18 protein-coding genes are annotated in these 17,646 nt (G+C 38.9%); 10 read left to right on the forward strand and 8 right to left on the reverse strand.

Going from position 1 to position 17,646, the window contains the following annotated elements; genetic code table 11:
* Nucleotide 1: 1 nt before the first annotated feature.
* The 5 genes from Q8P68_01155 to Q8P68_01175 all read right to left on the reverse strand — a co-directional run bounded on the left by Q8P68_01155 (nucleotide 2) and on the right by Q8P68_01175 (nucleotide 4,653).
* Nucleotides 2–2,272, reverse strand: a complete 2,271-nt coding sequence (locus tag Q8P68_01155; protein ID MDP4007779.1) for a hypothetical protein — start codon at nucleotides 2,270–2,272, stop codon at nucleotides 2–4.
* Nucleotides 2,273–2,334: 62 nt separating this feature from the next.
* On the reverse strand, nucleotides 2,335–3,366 hold the full coding sequence (locus Q8P68_01160; protein ID MDP4007780.1) for a mechanosensitive ion channel family protein: 1,032 nt from the start codon (nucleotides 3,364–3,366) through the stop codon (nucleotides 2,335–2,337).
* Nucleotides 3,367–3,393: 27 nt separating this feature from the next.
* Entirely contained in the window at nucleotides 3,394–3,828 is a 435-nt protein-coding gene (locus Q8P68_01165) for a hypothetical protein (protein MDP4007781.1), read from the reverse strand.
* A 117-nt stretch (nucleotides 3,829–3,945) separates the two neighbouring features.
* Complete coding sequence (locus tag Q8P68_01170) at nucleotides 3,946–4,077, reverse strand: hypothetical protein (protein MDP4007782.1); 132 nt, start codon at nucleotides 4,075–4,077, stop codon at nucleotides 3,946–3,948.
* A 3-nt stretch (nucleotides 4,078–4,080) separates the two neighbouring features.
* The gene (locus tag Q8P68_01175; protein ID MDP4007783.1) at nucleotides 4,081–4,653 is read right to left on the reverse strand and encodes a hypothetical protein; all 573 of its coding nucleotides are present in this window, start codon (nucleotides 4,651–4,653) and stop codon (nucleotides 4,081–4,083) included.
* Nucleotides 4,654–4,768: 115 nt separating this feature from the next.
* Here Q8P68_01175 and Q8P68_01180 point away from each other — a divergent pair, with 115 nt between their 5' ends.
* Both Q8P68_01180 and Q8P68_01185 read left to right on the forward strand, forming a co-directional pair.
* Nucleotides 4,769–5,671 carry a shikimate dehydrogenase gene (locus Q8P68_01180; protein ID MDP4007784.1) on the forward strand — a complete coding sequence of 301 codons (903 nt, stop codon included), beginning with the start codon at nucleotides 4,769–4,771 and terminating at the stop codon, nucleotides 5,669–5,671.
* Between the two features lie 383 nt (nucleotides 5,672–6,054).
* A complete protein-coding gene (locus Q8P68_01185; GenBank protein ID MDP4007785.1) occupies nucleotides 6,055–6,405 on the forward strand; it encodes a hypothetical protein in 351 nt (116 codons plus the stop codon).
* Nucleotides 6,406–6,411: 6 nt separating this feature from the next.
* On the opposite strand, the gene Q8P68_01190 is transcribed toward Q8P68_01185, so the two are convergent.
* Together Q8P68_01190 and Q8P68_01195 are read right to left on the reverse strand one after the other, a co-directional pair.
* Complete coding sequence (locus Q8P68_01190) at nucleotides 6,412–7,224, reverse strand: hypothetical protein (GenBank protein ID MDP4007786.1); 813 nt, start codon at nucleotides 7,222–7,224, stop codon at nucleotides 6,412–6,414.
* Between the two features lie 85 nt (nucleotides 7,225–7,309).
* Nucleotides 7,310–7,735, reverse strand: coding sequence for a signal peptidase II (locus tag Q8P68_01195; protein MDP4007787.1), 426 nt, complete (start codon nucleotides 7,733–7,735; stop codon nucleotides 7,310–7,312).
* Between the two features lie 58 nt (nucleotides 7,736–7,793).
* On the opposite strand from Q8P68_01195, the gene Q8P68_01200 reads away from it, so the two are divergent.
* The 7 genes from Q8P68_01200 (at nucleotide 7,794) to Q8P68_01230 (ending at nucleotide 15,165) form a co-directional block, all read left to right on the forward strand.
* Nucleotides 7,794–9,017 carry a putative peptidoglycan glycosyltransferase FtsW gene (locus Q8P68_01200; protein ID MDP4007788.1) on the forward strand — a complete coding sequence of 408 codons (1,224 nt, stop codon included), beginning with the start codon at nucleotides 7,794–7,796 and terminating at the stop codon, nucleotides 9,015–9,017.
* On the forward strand, nucleotides 8,944–10,005 hold the full coding sequence (locus tag Q8P68_01205; GenBank protein ID MDP4007789.1) for a UDP-N-acetylglucosamine--N-acetylmuramyl-(pentapeptide) pyrophosphoryl-undecaprenol N-acetylglucosamine transferase: 1,062 nt from the start codon (nucleotides 8,944–8,946) through the stop codon (nucleotides 10,003–10,005). Before Q8P68_01200 ends, Q8P68_01205 begins: the two co-directional genes overlap by 74 nt.
* A gap of 9 nt (nucleotides 10,006–10,014) precedes the next feature.
* Nucleotides 10,015–11,304 carry an O-antigen ligase family protein gene (locus Q8P68_01210; GenBank protein ID MDP4007790.1) on the forward strand — a complete coding sequence of 430 codons (1,290 nt, stop codon included), beginning with the start codon at nucleotides 10,015–10,017 and terminating at the stop codon, nucleotides 11,302–11,304.
* 355 nt (nucleotides 11,305–11,659) lie between these two features.
* Nucleotides 11,660–12,331: a hypothetical protein gene (locus Q8P68_01215; protein ID MDP4007791.1), complete on the forward strand. Its 672-nt coding sequence runs from the start codon at nucleotides 11,660–11,662 to the stop codon at nucleotides 12,329–12,331.
* A 69-nt stretch (nucleotides 12,332–12,400) separates the two neighbouring features.
* Nucleotides 12,401–13,024, forward strand: coding sequence for a hypothetical protein (locus Q8P68_01220; protein ID MDP4007792.1), 624 nt, complete (start codon nucleotides 12,401–12,403; stop codon nucleotides 13,022–13,024).
* Nucleotides 13,025–13,033: 9 nt separating this feature from the next.
* A complete protein-coding gene (locus tag Q8P68_01225) occupies nucleotides 13,034–13,543 on the forward strand; it encodes a LemA family protein (GenBank protein MDP4007793.1) in 510 nt (169 codons plus the stop codon).
* Between the two features lie 65 nt (nucleotides 13,544–13,608).
* On the forward strand, nucleotides 13,609–15,165 hold the full coding sequence (locus Q8P68_01230) for a MiaB/RimO family radical SAM methylthiotransferase (GenBank protein ID MDP4007794.1): 1,557 nt from the start codon (nucleotides 13,609–13,611) through the stop codon (nucleotides 15,163–15,165).
* Between the two features lie 13 nt (nucleotides 15,166–15,178).
* Here the strand turns inward: Q8P68_01230 and Q8P68_01235 are convergent, their stop codons facing one another.
* Complete coding sequence (locus Q8P68_01235; protein MDP4007795.1) at nucleotides 15,179–17,116, reverse strand: alanine--tRNA ligase; 1,938 nt, start codon at nucleotides 17,114–17,116, stop codon at nucleotides 15,179–15,181.
* Nucleotides 17,117–17,390: 274 nt separating this feature from the next.
* On the opposite strand from Q8P68_01235, the gene Q8P68_01240 reads away from it, so the two are divergent.
* The coding region (locus Q8P68_01240; protein MDP4007796.1) for a hypothetical protein at nucleotides 17,391–17,646 on the forward strand (256 nt) is incomplete at its 3' end.

Here is a 17,646-nt window from a genome sequence, read left to right on the forward strand (position 1 = left end):
GTTACGGAGTCATGTATGCGGGAGATACGGCTGGTTGGACATCTACGAGATTTCCGAGTGAAATATCACAAGTATTCCAACTTGGACATATGAACGGATTGATTGTTGATGAACTTTGATTAAATCTAATTAGAAACGGTATTGTAGGGTCGCTCGCCGTAACTGGATTTGTAAGTCCTGTTACATGAAGGCCTATTTCAATTTCATTATCGTTTGTTGCCGTACCACTGTCATATGAGACATCATAACCTGCATCAGTGGCAAATGTAGGGCTTATATCAGCAACTACTGCGAGAAATTTCTCCGAACCGGGCAGTCCATTATGAGGAAAATTGAGATTTAAACTTTGCCCAGTAACCACATTACTTGGTCCCATCTGAAGACCACTTGCAAGTGGTGCACCGATAGGTTGATTGAGCGAGTAATCCCATTCATATAGACGAATATTTGTAAGATCCGGATGGATGGCATTATTGATCGCTAGTGGCTCATCACTAATCTTCAGTTCATTCAATGTGGCGCTAAGCGTTTGAGACCAGTTTTTCGCAACAAATACACCAAACAATACATCATTTTGACCCTGCTGAGCGGTAATCGGCCAAGGCGAGCCTGCACTTACAGGTTCCATAATCGATAAATTAGTCATATCAACATACACATTATAATCAGAAAATCCGGGAGCTGTAATTTGAGATGGAAGTAACAATTGTCCACTCGTTGTATCGGTTGCAACCGTAGTCAACTGTGCGTTATTGATAGCAAATATAAATAAGTCGTTATAGAAGCCCGATGCGTTGAAGATACTAGCAGGGTTTACATTCACCATAAGTTCAAAATGAGTTGGAACATTTGGAGTTAAAGCGAACGATCCAACATTCAAATCAACATATCCATCCACATCACACTGAGGTGAGGTATAATTTGAACCGAGGGGGACAATACCATTTCCATTGGTCACGAGTGTGCCAAAATTTGATTGTAAATTGAAATTATTTAACTTCGCGTTAAGTGTCGCTCCCATCTGAGATAAATTTGCACACATCGCAGGGGTAATTTGTGTCCCATATTCATCTGTTCGTAGTCGCGTATTCAAAGTAAATCTAAGCGTATTCAAAGCCACTGGAGCGGAAGGCGTAAGATTTAAATATGAAACATATCTGGTTTGAGTTCCAGAAGGCGCGTTGGGATACACATAATGATTTTCATTTGGCAAAGCATTGAGTGCAGTATCTACCTGTATATCCAAAGTCACCGGAGCAGTCACGATGGGTGTTGCCCACATCCTCTTCCTCCACTGAGCGAATGCGTTTGAGATGCCGCCCCACATGTCCATGAGGTCGGTGTTGTCTTCATTATAATAAAGTCCGGCGGCGGTGTGCCAGATGAAATGTGAATTTACGTTGTGTGCATCGCTAAGAGTTCCGCCTACAACTGGTGTGAAAGTCAGACTGTCATTGGCTCGAACTTGAATATAATCGAAAGTGAGTGGTCCGGCGCTGTCGTCAACTATGTCGGCTGTCACTATGTATGTCTGAGTTCCGAGTGGTGGAATTACAGGTGGCTGATTTATCGGATTAAGAAGGTTCCCGGGATATGACCAATCGAAATCCACGTATCCGTTTACGTTCGCGGCGTTATACACATGTCCTCTTGTGAGAGGAGTGTTCGGCGCGCTTGCGTCATATATTTTCCACTGCGCTCTGGAGTTCCACACGGTTTGGTCTATACCTTTTACCGTGTATTCCAAATACACCTTATCCATATATATAGGTGTCGTAGCGGAAGTGTTTTTGATGCGCATCGTGTACACGACTTCGTCGTTATTATATGCCAGATCATAAGTGGTGTATTCTCCGTTAACGACACAAGTTGGAGATCCGAACGGATCGTTACAAGCACCAAGGTATGTTTCGATTACAGGGTTTGCGTCCGGTTGAATTCCATTTCCCACATAATCATTATATCGTTCCGCATTACGCTCTTTTGTCGTACTTTTCGTTGTATTTTTTGTAGTTTCAGTCTTAGTTTTTGGTGCTACTTTTTTAGGGGTGGCAGTGGATTTCCGTGCGACCATTTCTCGTTGAAGTTTCTTGCCTTGTTCTCTTGTGAGCTTCACCCTTCCGGTTAAGTCTGAGCCGGAGTTTACGGCGAGGCTTATTGCACCGCCGAGAGTCAAGATAATCACTAAAGCGAGCCCGATCAGTTTGTGCGAATTCTTCATAATATGATGGATTACATAAATAAATCCATTTATTATAACATCTATCTTCATATTTAGCAAATTAAGTATGTAAAAAACGTATCATTCTTTACAATACTCCTTTTTATAAAAAGTTACATTCTGTGTTCGTCGAGAAATTCGCTACCGATTTTTTCTTCACCATCTTCCTTTATCGGTACTTGTACGGTTTCGTTTGGATGAATTTTATCGAATTCTCCGAAATTACTTTCCATAAGTTGTGATCTCTCTGCCTCAACTTTTTCAACGTCAGGTTGATATACTGTGCGAATAGGGAAAGGAATGCTGATTCCCACTTTGTCGAAATTCATTTTGAGTACTCGAGCGACTTCGGAGCGAGTGTGTCTCCAGTTTGACCTGGAATCAACCCAGAACCAAAGTCGTAGATTGATAGAACTATTTGAAAATTCATCTACTAGAACTGAGGGAGTCGGTTCTTTTAAAACTCCTTCTATCTGCAACATACTTGCAAAACAAACTTGGCAAGCTTTTGCCAGAGGCGTTGAATACTCAACACCTACGATTATTTCTAAACGTCTAAAAGGATTTGATGTGAAACTTACAACTTTTTTAGAAAACAGGTCCGCATTTGGAATAATAATACGTGTCCCATCAAGGGCTTGTAGCACCGTTGCACGTGATTGGATTTCAACTATTTTTCCGATAGTACCTTCTATCTCAATATAATCTCCAATTGTAAAATGTCGTGAGAGTAATACGAGCACTCCGGCGATAAAGTTTGTAATAATTCCTTGTAGTGCAAAACCAAGTCCGAAACCAACTGCGGCAACTAGTGCCGTTAAGTCGAATCCGGCAATTTTCATACCAATCATGATACCGAGTGTTAGAACAGAAACATAGGTAGTACGTCCTACAAGTACGAGAACATCTTGGTGGTCGTCATCGAGTTTTGCTGCAACTTTGTTTGTTACTAAGTTTTTTACAAGCTTCGCAACTATGATAGAAAAAACCATAACAATGATTCCAGCCACCCAAAACGGAGCTCTATCAACGAGAGTTGTGACAAATTCCTGCAAACCTGAAGTAGTTTCATTTGCAGTAGTCCTGGCAGATGCGGCTTGTGCGAATGCAGTCGGGATAAAATATGTGAAAAGTGCTTCTAACATAATCAATAAATTTATTTTAATTTGTAATTATCCACAGTATCCAAATGATGAAACGGGGTCAGTTAAACATTCAAGACCAATATCGCTACATTTGACATCATCTCTTTCAGCATGCCATCCGATTGTACCTTGATATCCTGCTCCATAAAAGCAGTAATACTCACGGAGAGTTGTTCCGGCGCACCGGTCCTCCCAAACTTGCGAACTTGGATTTCCTCCTTTTTGGCCGATAGTTTTACCTGGGATTGTTGGTTGAGAAATAGTTTGGATTGGAGTAAAGAATGTAGATCCAGGAGTGTCAGTGTCTACGCATGGCTGTGGGGCTTCTTGAATAGTTGCATTCTTGCCTTTAAATTTAAGCCTACCTAGAAACTCATTACCCGATTGTACGCTGGAGCTTACAAACACAGAGACTATGAGCATAGCTGTAAGTCCACCTGCAAGATATTTTGAATATTTCATATAATTTGGTTATGAATAAATCTAACTATTATACAACAGATTCTCTGCGGGGTAAATACTTTATCTTGGGACGCAGGTTCAAAATAAAACCGACCACTTAAGCTAAGATGTATATGGTTAAATCACTTTTATGGAAAAAATATTCGGAATATTGGCGTACCCGGCTTGGCATTCTTTTGCAGTAGTCCTGGCAAATGCGGCTTGTGCGAATGCAGTCGGGATAAAATATGTGAGGAATTGTTGAAACATAGTTTATTTAGTTTGTATTGTAGCACAATTTAAAGAATTTGGATCACATGGATTAAGAGGGTCACTTACAAAATATTCTGCTACTAGAGCACCTCCAGTTTCATCTCCATCCCAGACACCATCCCCATCAGTATCAGGGTTGAGCGGATCTGTACCTAGGTAATTTTCTGTTAGGCCAACGAGCCCATCACGGTCATAATCCATAGGTGTAGTAGGAATACAGCCACTACAGTCATAGTGAAGTGGGTCAAACCGCCCCCCTTTGACTTCATCGCCATCATTCACCCCATCCCCATCAGTATCTGGGTTAAATGGATCTGTTCCAATATAGTCCTCTTGTTCATTTGTAAGACCGTCTCTATCAGAATCCATTTCTCCAAAATTGCGAGTATCTTTTTGAAGTTGAAATTCTTCACGTTGAACATGGGTAGCTTCTGTTTTTGAAGGGCCGTTTGAACGTCTTTCGAGATGAAGCCTACCTAGAAACCCATCACCCGATTGTACGCTGAAGCTTACAAACACAGAGACTATGAGCATAGCTGTAAGTCCACCTGCAAGATATTTTGAATATTTCATATAATTTGGTTATGAATAAATCTAACTATTATACAACAGATTCTCTGCGGGGTCAATGCTTTATCTTGGGAAAATACTAAAATTAAGGTAAAAGCCATATGGTTAAATCACTTTTATGGAAAAAATATTCGGAATATTGGCGTACCCGGCTTGGCATTCTTTGTCTCCAGTCATGCATTTGGAGGGGTTTAAAGAGTTAGAATTGCCATATGGATTTGACACATTTGATGTAAAACCGGAAGAACTTCGTGATTTTATGGGTGCTTTGAAGCGCAGAGAGTCGGTGGAGCTCTCTTCCAGAGAGTTTGATTTAAGCAAAGTTGAGGGTTTTTCGGTATCCATGCCACATAAAGAAATGATTATTCCGCTTTTGGATGGATTGGATGATGCGGGCCACGCAGTTGGCGCGGTATCTTGCGTGTATATGCAAGATGGTAAGTTTATCGGTACAAATTTAGATTACATGGGTGTAAAAGGCAGTTTGCAAGCTTCAGATTATGCTAGCAAACAAGGTTTATCCGGGAAAAAAGTGATTGTGATTGGGGCGGGGGGAGCCGCTAAAGCGGCGGTCTATGGACTACTTCAGCTCAATATGATTCCTGTTTTGTTCAATCGTACAGTTGATAAAGCGCTCGAAATAGCAGATCAATTTTCCATGCAAAGCGTGAAACTTGCTTTGCAGAATAAGGAGCGTAGCAACAATATTAAAATAGATTCTTATTCCATAAAAGAATTAGAAAATGGTTTTGAAGACGTGGAAATTATAATTAATTGCACCTCATTGGGTCTGGAGGGAGATGAGAAAATAGTACCTGATAGTGTTTTTTCACATATCAAACTTTCACTGGACGCCGTTTATAGTCATGAGCCTACGATTTTTCAAGCACAGTCAGTCGCAGCAGGTGCAGAAAATCTCACTGGCCTTGAATGGCTACTTCACCAAGGATACGAAGCATTTAAAATATGGACAGGCAAAGATGCACCGCAGGATGCTATGCGAGCTGCGGTGAGCAACTAAAAAGATGTCAGTTTTAAACAAATTTAATGAATTTTGGTTATGTGAAAGTGTGCACGTGCACAGATTTTGTACGTTATCTTGTACAAAAACTCTTCCCGGAAGGAGGGATTGTACAATAATCCGTACAATTTGGTTTTTATGCGCTTGCTAAAAAAAAACACTCCCAGACACACTTCTCTTATAAAATCGCCTCTCAAATACGTACTTCATGGATTATTCTTAAAAATGACGTCTGAAGTACGGCGTTCAAGACGTGTGCGCGCGCACAGCCTTTGAAGTACGGCGTTCAGCTGTCAAAATTCGCGCACAGCATTGCCCAATTTGTTTAAAGGGCTAGTTTAAAATTGTTAAGGTTGCAGCAATTCGGGTCACATTAAAATATTATGGCAGCATCAACAGAAACTGGAGAAGTATCAAGATTTGAAGACGTACCAGAAGGAGCTTACTTAGACTCTTTATTAGGAGGAAAAGCGGAGTTGTCAGGAGAGGTCACTTTACGGGGAAGTTCAAATGCACCTGTCTTTATATATAGATCTGATGGCATGCAGGTAGTACCGAAAGGAGAAGATATTACAATAGAAGTATGTGGAGACCGTGGTAGAGTTACACGTTTTGTTATAAATCATGTGACTGGACCAGAGGAACTTGGGTTAAGTCCTGAATACACATTGTCTGAGATTTTGGCAGCAGTAAAAGAAGGTATTAGGCTATTTTCAGAAGCAGATAGGTCGTAAAAGACTTTAGTTATTCTCATCTAGGAAATCTGCACCGTCTTCGTCTTTTGGTTCAGCTTTCTTTTTGATGTCTTTTTCTACCTCTTCTTCTATTTCTTGATCTTCAGTTTTTCTTTTTCCTTTTCGTACTGTGTCTTCACCAAACTCGGTGTCATTTGAAAGGAAATCAATACCATATAGTCTATAAAAAGAGACATAAAGAGCTTCAACTCCACATTGTGCCAGTGCCATAAAAAACCAAGTAACAGGTAAGAAGGCAAAGAGTAGGACATTCACGGTTCCGGTAATTTTGAAAACTATTAAATTAGAAAAAGCTCCAAGTATAAGTCCAAGACTTGTACCATATATAGATACTAAACTGTAGCGTGGATTTGCCACGTTCTCGAGTACCAAATGGCTTCCGCTCAAAGCGACTAAACTGTGTATTAGAGCTACGATAGAGAGAGCACCAAAGTCTAGTGCAAGGGAGAAAATATAAAAAGGTAAGCTCATAAAAAACATAACGGCATTGAAGATAAATACCTGATGCAAAATAGTTCCTCTCATAAAATATTTATCACGATCACAGAAGCTAATTAGCATAGATGCAAATAAATTTGCCATAAGAAGGCCACTGAAAATCATTATCAAGAATACAGCCAAGAATATTGGATTTATAGTTTGAGAGCCAACTTCTTCTACTACAAAAACGCTATTTAGCACACCGGAGCTAAGTGTGAAAATGATTAACAACATAAGCGTACCAAAAAGCCCGCCGGTAAATCCGGAAATAGCCCTAAGGACGAATTTCAATGGGTTTAAAGTGATTACTTCTAACATATTTTTAAATTAAATTTTATATATTATATGAGGTAGCATCTCCGCTCCTTATTCGCATCGGCACGCCGTGCGTGATTTTAGCAAATTACTTTTTAAACCACAATACTGCGAACAGTAGTGCGCCGATTGTAACAAAACTATCTGCCACATTGAAAACCGGCCAAAATCCGATATTTATGAAATCAACTACATACCCCATATTTATACGATCCATTAAGTTCCCGAGTCCACCACCAAATATCATTGCGAGAGCGATTACCGCAGTCTTTCTCCTTGTATCGGTTTTCTCTGTTTCAACTATGTTTTTGGAAAAATAAATTAGGCAAATCAAAAGTATAGTTGTTACAAGGATTTGTAGTGTATATGGGAATTTTATAGAAAATGCCACCCCTTCATTTAGAGAAATAGGTATTTTACCATAATTTTGAACAAGGACTTTTGATAACTGGTCTGCAAATGCGAACAATAGTCCGAATAAAAAAACTCGATTGATAACTTTAATTGTTTTCATTCCGGGATTTCGTTAAGATTCATTGGCTTTCGACAAAATAGTACGTTAACTTTGATTCATGCGCAAATCATATAGTTCTATCGATACGACACTTCTTTTTTTGGTACTGGGGCTACTTGCATTTGGTGTAATCATGATTGCAAGTATTGGAGTGCCAAAATCTATTCAGTTGTCAGCTCCGGGGATCATGTATCCGGACTGTGGCTCAGCAGAGGTTCAGTGTTATTTGGTTCTAAAAAATCATGTTATTCGTGTAATACTTGGTGTTCTTGGTATGTTTCTTGTGATGAAAATTCCGTATAGATTTTGGCAAAAAGTTTCTCTGCCAATATTTGCAGGATCAATTTTTTTGTTGATTGCCGTTTTTCTTTTTGGAGATGATAACAATACTTTTGCTCAATCTTGGATTAATTTACCAGGTATACCATTTTTAAATTCCGTGCAGCCATCGGAGATTGCAAAGTTTGGAATGGTCATTTATTTTGCGAGTTGGCTTCAAGGTAAACGTATGGAAATTGAAACATGGGAAGGTGGGTTTTTACCATTTTGTTTAGTTTCCGGCGCTTTTGTTTTGCCTGTGATGTTACAGCCGGATTTCGGTTCGACTTTAGTTCTGATTATGATTGCAGTAGGTATTTATTTTGTCGCAGGTGCAAATTTAAAACATTTGGCAACCGGTGCTTTGATAGCGCTGGTTGCAGGTATATTTATCGTTAATAGCGCGTCATATCTTCAACAACGTTTTACTGCATTTATTTCCCCCGATACTGAATGTCGTGAAGATTTTTGTTGGCAGACGGAGCAGGCGAAGATTGCAATTGGCTCCGGCGGATTTTTTGGTAAGGGGCTTACTCAGGGGATACAAAAATCTTACTGGCTCCCTCAAGCCACGGATGATTTTATATTTGCAGCATCAGCAGAAGAGCTTGGCTTTGTTCGTACATTACTCGTAGTAATGGCGTATGCCTGGATAGCTATCCGTGGCTACCAGATAGCAAATCATGCACCTGATAGATTTTCACAATTGCTAGCTGTAGGTGTTACAACTTGGATCGCCGCCCAGGTATTTATGAACTTGGCAGTGAATACTTCGCTCATGCCGGTTACAGGGATAACCTTGCCATTTGTCTCGTATGGCGGCTCCTCTATGTTCACTACTTTGATAGGAATAGGTATTTTATTAAACATCTCTAAATATACTCAAAACCATGCGTATACTCTTGACAGGGGGAGGGACAGGCGGACACGTCGTCCCTCACGCTACAATTATAGAAGAGCTTAATAGCCATGCTGACTTGGCGATTAAATTTGTTTACATAGGTTCAAATTCCGGACTGGAAGAGTCTTTTTGCAAATCTCAAAAAATAGCCTTTAAATCAGTCTTTACCGGTAAATTACGCAGATATTTTTCTGTTCAAAATCTGTTCGATATTTTCAAAATACCTGTCGGTGTATTCCAATCAATTATTCATATTATAAAATTCAAGCCTGATGTTATTTTTTCAAAAGGAGGTTACGTTGCGATTCCAGTTGTGATTGCAGGTGGTTTACTTAAGAAAAAAATTGTCATTCATGAATCTGATTTTACGCCGGGAATTGCTACGAAAATTTCTTCTTTTTTTGCAAATAAAATATGTGTGCCAACGGAGAAGACCAAGGAATGCTTTTCAAAAAAGACTCAGGACAAAGTTGTTATAACCGGCAATCCTGTTCGCAGCGAATTACTCAAAGGTACAAAAAAAGCGGCACTCGAATTTTTAAAAATCAAAGAAATAAAAAGTCCTGTTTTGCTTGTTATGGGAGGAAGTACCGGAGCATTTTCTTTGAACGAATTGATATGGAATAATCTTGAATCAATTTTAAAAAAACACACGGTTATTCACATAACCGGAAAAGGGAAAATGAAAGTTGTTAATAATAAAAACTATTTTGCATTCGAATATATCGATAAGGAATTGAAAGATATTTATGCGATTACAGATAGCGTTATATGTCGCTCCGGGGCAGGCACTGTATCAGAAATTAATGCACTCGGACTGCCTGCGATTTATGTCCCACTTGGTTATAGTGCTTCTCGTGGTGATCAATTTGATAATGCAAAATACATGAGTGAAACTCCTAATGTAATTTTGGATCAAAATTTGATTAACGATAAAAAACTACTGACAGCTCTCAAGGAGATACAACTCAAAAAAAATGTACGAAATCAAAAGTCGCAAAATACAACTCCCGCAGCTAAAAAAATAGTTGAAGTAATTATTAATGTGTAAGATGAAAATATGAATACAATGAAAGTAATGAAATTTTGTCAGAATACTGCATTTTACCTATTGTTTGGAATGTTGTTTTTGCTTCCATTTCATGCGTTTGGAAGTACGGTTTTGAATTATGGGTATGGACTTGCTGATGTATTTGGTACTGCAAGTGTTGTATCGATGTGGAAAGAATTTGTAATTATCATTCTGACATTATTACTTGGATTGAAATTTTTCTTAGAAAGAAAATTCCCAAAATTCGACATTCTCGACAAATTAATAATCGCTTATTTTTTATTTGGAATATTACATGCGATCTTACTAAAAATAGATCTCAGCCAACTTGTCTGGGGAGCGAGATATGATTATGTTTTTTTATGTACATTCATGATTGTGCGACATTTTAAATTTGATAAAGAACAAACAAAGAAACTATTCAAAAGCGTAATTATAGGAGGGGCACTTAGCCTTATACTTGGATACATACTTCACTACTTGATTAAACCGGAGAATCTCACAGTACTTGGTTTTAGGGATGATTGGAGTACATGGTATCCGGGGCAATCTTTGGCTTTTTGTCAGAGGATGGAAAACCAAGAATTATGTAGGATGTCAGGAACATTTGCAGGGCCAAATCAGTTTGGAGCATACCTCGCAATGTTTATTCCAATTTTATATATGTGGCGAAAAGAAGTGAAAGAAAGGATCAAAGATACGAGTCTAAGGAGGGGGATTCCAATTGCACTTATATCGCTCGCATTTTATGCACTTATCCAAACCTATTCCAGAGGTGCGCTGATAGGAGTATTTATCGCTATATTTGTACTGCTCTCGTATGAATACAATTTATGGAAACATATAAAGAAAAAACATTTTCTATTTGGGTTAATTGGAATAGTCGTAGTGTCAGCGGTTTTATTAATCACAATAGGCGATACACTTATTCGTCCGGAATCAACAAGTGGGCATATTGCTGCATGGATTATGGGAATTCAAGAAATGTTTGCACATCCACTAGGTCAAGGCCTCGGCTCCGCCGGGCCTGCCAGCTACCGATTTGCCAACCCAATTATCCCGGAAAGCTGGTATCTGCAAGTAGGTATAGAGCTCGGATTCTTCGGGCTATTACTCTTCCTCGGAATCCTCGTTTTGACTATCAAAAAACTTTTTCAAGCCCGGAATACAGCTCTGCTCGCAAGCTTTCTCGGAGTCCTCGCAATCGCCTTTTTCCTCCATACATTTGAAGACTCTGCAGTAAGCATTACTTTATTCAGCTTACTGGGTCTTAAGCCTTCGAAAGTAAACAAAATTTGACCTTAGCTATGCTTTCTGTTAGTATTGTCCACAGAAGAAATGAGCTTTGCAATCTAGTTGAAAATAAAAAACAAAAACAAATCATCGCAAGTAGTTGTGGCGTTTTAGTGATTAACCAAAAAGCGATGTTTATACAGGGTATTACAATTTTAATAGCTATATCATCTGTCATTTTTATGATAGTAAGTATGGTTGCTTTTTATCGGTATATAAGCGCTTATCGTTTACCACCGGGGCAATATTATCTATTACTTGGGTTCATACATCTGAAGTGGATTGCCTGGAGCTATATAGTGTTAACTATAACGCTTAGTACGTGGATGGCTCTTATGATATTGCGTTAATAATTTTATCTATGGGAATATTTGAAGACATGACGCCGCCTGAAATAGCAGTAGAAGACAATACTGATAGGCATTTTCCCGGGCAAAATAAAAATGAAGAACTGCTACTTTATACTCGACTGCATCCGATTATTTTGTTGCCTCACCTCATGGGGTTCGTTGCATCGTTGATAGTCTTCCCAATGATTGTTTATGCACTTGAATCTATGGAAGTCGAAGAGGGATCAATTCTTACTTCGGCTATTTTTTTATTCTTATTTATTACTTACGCATATTATTTCCATAAGTTTTTTCTAAAAATATTCAATTATTATCTTAGTGTGATTATTTTGACGAATTTCAGAATTATTCAGTTAAAAAAGAGTGTATTTTTATATAATAGTAAGGACACGATAGATCTTCACAAGATTCAGGATTTGAGAAAAGACCAGAATGGACTTTTGAGTACTTTGTTTGATTATGGCACGGTGACGATAGAGGTTTCAGCGATACATGAGACGAAGCAGCTGAAATATATACCACGCCCGGAACAATGCTTCCAAGTGCTCAATAAAGCCAAGAGGAAATACATAGATAAACGCCGCGAGAAAAAAGTAAGTATCGATGGAGGAGACATCGCTGGAAAACATACTATTAAAGATGAATTGAAGATTGTTCGTAGAGGGCTTACTTCTCCACTATGACAAATGCATTCACATTTCAATCGGATTACGGTATAAATATCCTGTAAAAAGGATTTTTTAAGTTTAAATATGCAAAATCATACGGAGATGTTTCCGGGACAGAGAAGGGGCGAGGTTGTTAAGTTGATAGTTACCAAGCATTGGATTATTTATTTTCGTATGTTTAGGCAATTTATAATTTTTGCATTAGTGCCATTGATTGGATTATTTTTTACGACTTTTGACACTGCGGAGAATATAAGGGGTATTACTTATTTTATTAGTTTTATGTATTTGTCATATTTTTTTCTGGTTGTTTTTATACGGTGGCTTGATGAAATGCTAGATGTTTTGATAGTGACAAATCAGAGGCTTATAAGTATTGAGCAAGTAAATTTATTTCAAAATGCCGCATCAGAAACAAATCTTCCAATGATTCAAGATGTAAAAGGTCGCAAAAAGGGTATTTTTGGTGGTCTTTTGCAATATGGTGAAATGGAAATACAGACAGCGGCAGAGAAGATAGAGTTCAGAATACATGATGTAGGAGATCCCTTCACAAAGGCGAAGAGAATTCTGGACATAAGGGACGAATTTATCAGGGAGTATGAAGTGCATTCGCACAGTGGGCCGAATCCACATGATGCAAACAGTGGTTTCCCGGGTTATAGCGCCACTGCAGCCGAAGGTAATGAGCAAACAAATATACACTAATTTTTTTATATGAATAATTTATTGATAGTTCTCGGTGCTATGATTTTTCTTATAATTCTCTGGATGCTGACGTATAGAAATATTTTGCAGCATTACAAGTCTGAGATCTCAAAGAGTGAAAGTGATTTAAAGCAGAAATTTTTTATAGTTTTTAATAGGATCCCTTACCTTCTTGAGGTTATGTCTGAGTATAAGGTTTTTATGTCTCATAATGGCGCTGAAATATTGGAGATGCGAACGACACTTATAGATTCGGAATTGAAAATTGAAGATGCTTTTGAGATTTATGTAAAATTATATACTTACGTTGAAGAGGTGTTTGCTACAGATGGAAGTCAGTTCAAGTCTGACGTTGGTTTCCTCGAGATTCTCTATGAGCTTCAAGATATGCATGATGAGATAAGGCTTATTGTAAAAGAATACAATGGTAGTGCGGTAGGCTTTAACGAAAAACTTTTAAAATTCCCTGGTAATTTTGTAGGTGGTTTGTTTAACATGCAATCTCTACGCACACTGTGAACGTAGTGAACTTAGTGTGCAAAATAAAGAGCGCGTAGCGCAACCATAAATAAATAAATAAATAAATGTCACACATAGTTACCAAACCGAAATTTTTTATAAAGACATTTGGTTGTCAGATGAACACTTCGGATTCGGAAAGAGTTATAACTGTTTTGGAAGCCCTTGGATATGAAAGTGTAAACGAAGAAGAATCTTTGAAATATGTAGATTTTGTGATTTTCAATACCTGTTCGGTAAAGCAAAAAGCTGAAGATAAAATGCTCGGAGTTATTAAGCATTATCATAAAATGCGAAAAATAAATCCAAATATAATTCTTGGTGTTACCGGATGTATGGTGCGGCAGACCGGAGTCAAAGAAGATGTTAGAAAGATAAAAGAGGGTAGGGGTGATGAGATTCCCGAGTATCGCAAGGTGCGCGCACTTGATCTGAAAAAACGTGGTTTAGCTGCCAAAAAAGGGTATGATATTTTACTTACAAGACTTACACAAATTGATTTAGTATTTAGAATTGAGGACATAGCAATTCTTGGAAATTTACTCAAAGAAGTTAATCCGAATTTACAACTCAACGAAATAGTTGATGAAGGGACTCTTGAAAATTATTTCAAAATAGCACCGAAAGTAGAGACAAAAGTTCAGGCGTATGTACCGATCATGACAGGGTGTGACAAGTTTTGTACTTACTGCATCGTGCCGTTCACACGTGGTCGAGAATACAGTAGGAAATTTGAAGAAATCATTGATGAATGCACCCGCTTGGTAAAGTCAGGTACGCAAGAAATCACATTGGTTGGTCAAACCGTAAATACTTACGGGCTCTCTCGCATGGATAGAGCTTCGAAGAATTTCGATTGGTATTATCATAAAGGTGGGCAGATTTCTTCTGCATATAGAGGTAACCATCCGGATGAGTCCGGTGTTGAAAAACCATTTATCACTCTACTAAAAGCAGTCGATAAATTAAAAACCAAAGGTCTAAAACGCCTAAGGTACACTTCCCCACATCCAAGAGATTTTACTGATGATGTTATAGATGCGATTACATCACTTGATACAATTTGTCCACATATTCACATGCCGGTGCAGTCAGGCTCGAACACAGTTCTCAAAAGAATGAATAGGAATTACCTTGCGGAGGAATACGTAGAAATTTTGCAAAAGATGCGTGAGAAAATCCCAAACCTTGTGATTACAACAGATATTATTGTTGGATTCTGTGGTGAGACAGATGAAGAATTTGAAGAAACATACAAAATGTATGACGCGCTCGAATGGGACTTTTGCTATATCTCACAATATTCTCCTCGCAAGGGGACGGTTAGTGAACGCATGATGGACGACGATATCTCGCGCGAAGTCAAAAAAGAGCGTTGGGAAAAAATGAATGAACTCATGAAGCAAAAAACTCATAAAAAAAACAAATCATACGAAGGGAGGGTCGTTGAAGTTTTGGTAGAAAGATCTACTCTCGAAAAAGACAATACTTATCTGAATTCCGGCCGCACACCTGACTCAAAAGAAATACAATTTATATCTGATCAAGATTTAACCGGCGAATTTGTAAACATAAAAATAACAGAAGGCCTCGAGTGGCTTCTCCGTGGTGCATTACGATAACTTGGCGCAAGGCTCATACTCCAATAACAGCTTTGATTCTTCGGACTCCCTTTGAGGAGCTTTCTTCTTTTTTGATTTTGAAAGAACCAAGTGATCCTGTATTTGCAGCATGTGGGCCACCGCAGATCTCGACTGAGAAATAGTCTTCTTTTTTTGGTAAACCTTCACTCTCCGCGACACCGGCGTCTAGCATATCAACGATCGCCTGCATACTTGCAGGGTCGGTTGCAGCATCCCCATGTCCCATGAAATAAACTTTTACACGTCCGCCCAGATCTTTGTCGTATTTATCTTCAAATATTCCGGTAGCTCCGATTTTGCGAGCTTGTCCGACAGTCATCTCTACAAATCCAACTTTATAATCTTCTTTGATGGCATCATTTACAAATTTCTCAACTTCAGATTTTTGTTCATCAGTTAATTTGTCATCATGAGAAAAATCAAATCGAAGTCTGTCAGCAGTTATATTTGAACCGCATTGATTTACATGTTCGCCGAGCACTTTGCGAAGTGCCTCGAGCATGAGATGTGTCGCTGTATGAAGTTTTTTGGTTTCCTCTGAGTGATCCGCCAGCCCGCCGGCGAACTTCTGCTCCGCTCCGGCTCTGCTGAGAGCTTGGTGCTCTTCAAATGCAGTGTCAAATCCTTCACGATCAACGCTGATGCCTTTTTCTTTTGCTAATTCTTCTGTCATTTCGATAGGAAATCCATATGTGTCATATAATTTAAACGACTCTTTTCCGGAAATCTCAGTATCACGAATACCAGTGTGCTCAAACTTTTTCTCAATTCTAAAAAGTAATTTTTCAAATTCTTTCTCACCTTTAATTAGTGTTTCTGAAAATTGTTTTTCTTCCCCCATAAGTTCATCTAAAATCTTTTGCCGATTCGTCTCGAGCTCAGTTTTATGTTTACCAAAATCATCGATATATATTGCCGCAATATCTGCACAGAACGCCTTATCGATTCCAAGTTTACTTCCAAATCGTACCGCTCGTCGAATCAGCCTTCTGAGCACATAACCTTGATCTGTATTTGAAGGCACAACACCATCACCAATTATAAATGTAGCAGCCTTTAGATGGTCGGCTACGACACGCAACGCGTGTCTGACCCAGTCTTCACCTCGCTGGCTTGCCTCGACACTCGACATCTCATCAAGAACAGCAAATACCCCTGCAAAAAGCTCAGTGTCATAGACATTGTCCTTGCCTTGCATTACAGCAGTCACGCGCTCAAGCCCCATTCCGGTATCTACATTTTGCTGAGAAAGCGGTTCAAAAGTACCATCTTCTTTTTTGTTGTATTGCATAAAAACATCATTCCAAATCTCCACCCATTTTTCATTGTCCGGATCGAACTTCATTGGTGCGGGTAATTTTCCCCCGTCTTCCTCAACCTCGCCACCAACCCAGTAAAACATCTCGGTATCAGGTCCGCATGGTCCGGTTTGTCCGGCAGGTCCCCACCAGTTATCTTTTTTCGGTAAATACGCAATCCTTCCGTCCCGCACGCCAAGCTCTTTCCAAATTCCTGCTGATTCCTCATCACGTGGACAATCGCTGTCCCCTGCAAACACAGACATTGCTAATCTATCAAGTGGCAAATTCAGCCAATCTTTTCCTGTCAAAAATTCAAAACTCCACGAGATAGCTTCTTTCTTAAAATAATCTCCAAGCGACCAATTCCCAAGCATTTCAAAAAATGTGAGATGAGTCCCATCTCCAACTTCATCGATATCTCCGGTACGGATACATTTTTGACTATCACATAACCTTGTCCCGGATGGATGTTTCTCACCGAGCAAATACGGCACCAAAGGATGCATCCCCGCAGTTGTAAAAAGTACAGTAGGATCATTCTCCGGCATCAGCGACGACGACGGTATTACGCTATGTCTTTTTGATTTAAAAAACTCAAGATACTTCTGTCTAATTTCCGCTGCTTTCATTTTTTTATTAGTTTATATTTAATGCCGTAGTGTCAAACTTTCTCTCTCCCATATTGTATATTGTTGCGAAAGCATTTTCAATGCCACCCTCAAAACCTATGCAATCGTCAAGGGCTGAGCTGAGCATATATACTATGTAATACTTTTAGCGTGAAGTCATTTTAAAATAGAGTTTTCAGCTTGTTCATGCTCGTTTCCGTACTTTTAGCTCTTGACTTGAGATGGTGAGTGTATGCTATACTTTTTTCGTAAAATACATCTTAATTACACTCCCATGAACCAAGTCAAAACAACTTCTCAAACATCCAAAGAACAAATCAACATTCTACATCTCGAATTTCAGACCTGTGGCAAAAATGCGAAAGAATGGATTCAAAAATGTAAAATGCTACTTCCGAAAATTCAAGAGCAAGAAGTGTGGCGCGCGAAGGGATTTACAAATATTTATGAATACGCACGCGTGTTTGCCGGTATGAGCACGTATGCGGTGGATGATGCGCTTTGGATAATGAAAAAACTTGATAACAGAC

The organism is Candidatus Peregrinibacteria bacterium, assembly GCA_030700255.1.
GTDB lineage: Bacteria > Patescibacteriota > Gracilibacteria > UBA1369 > JABINC01 > JABINC01.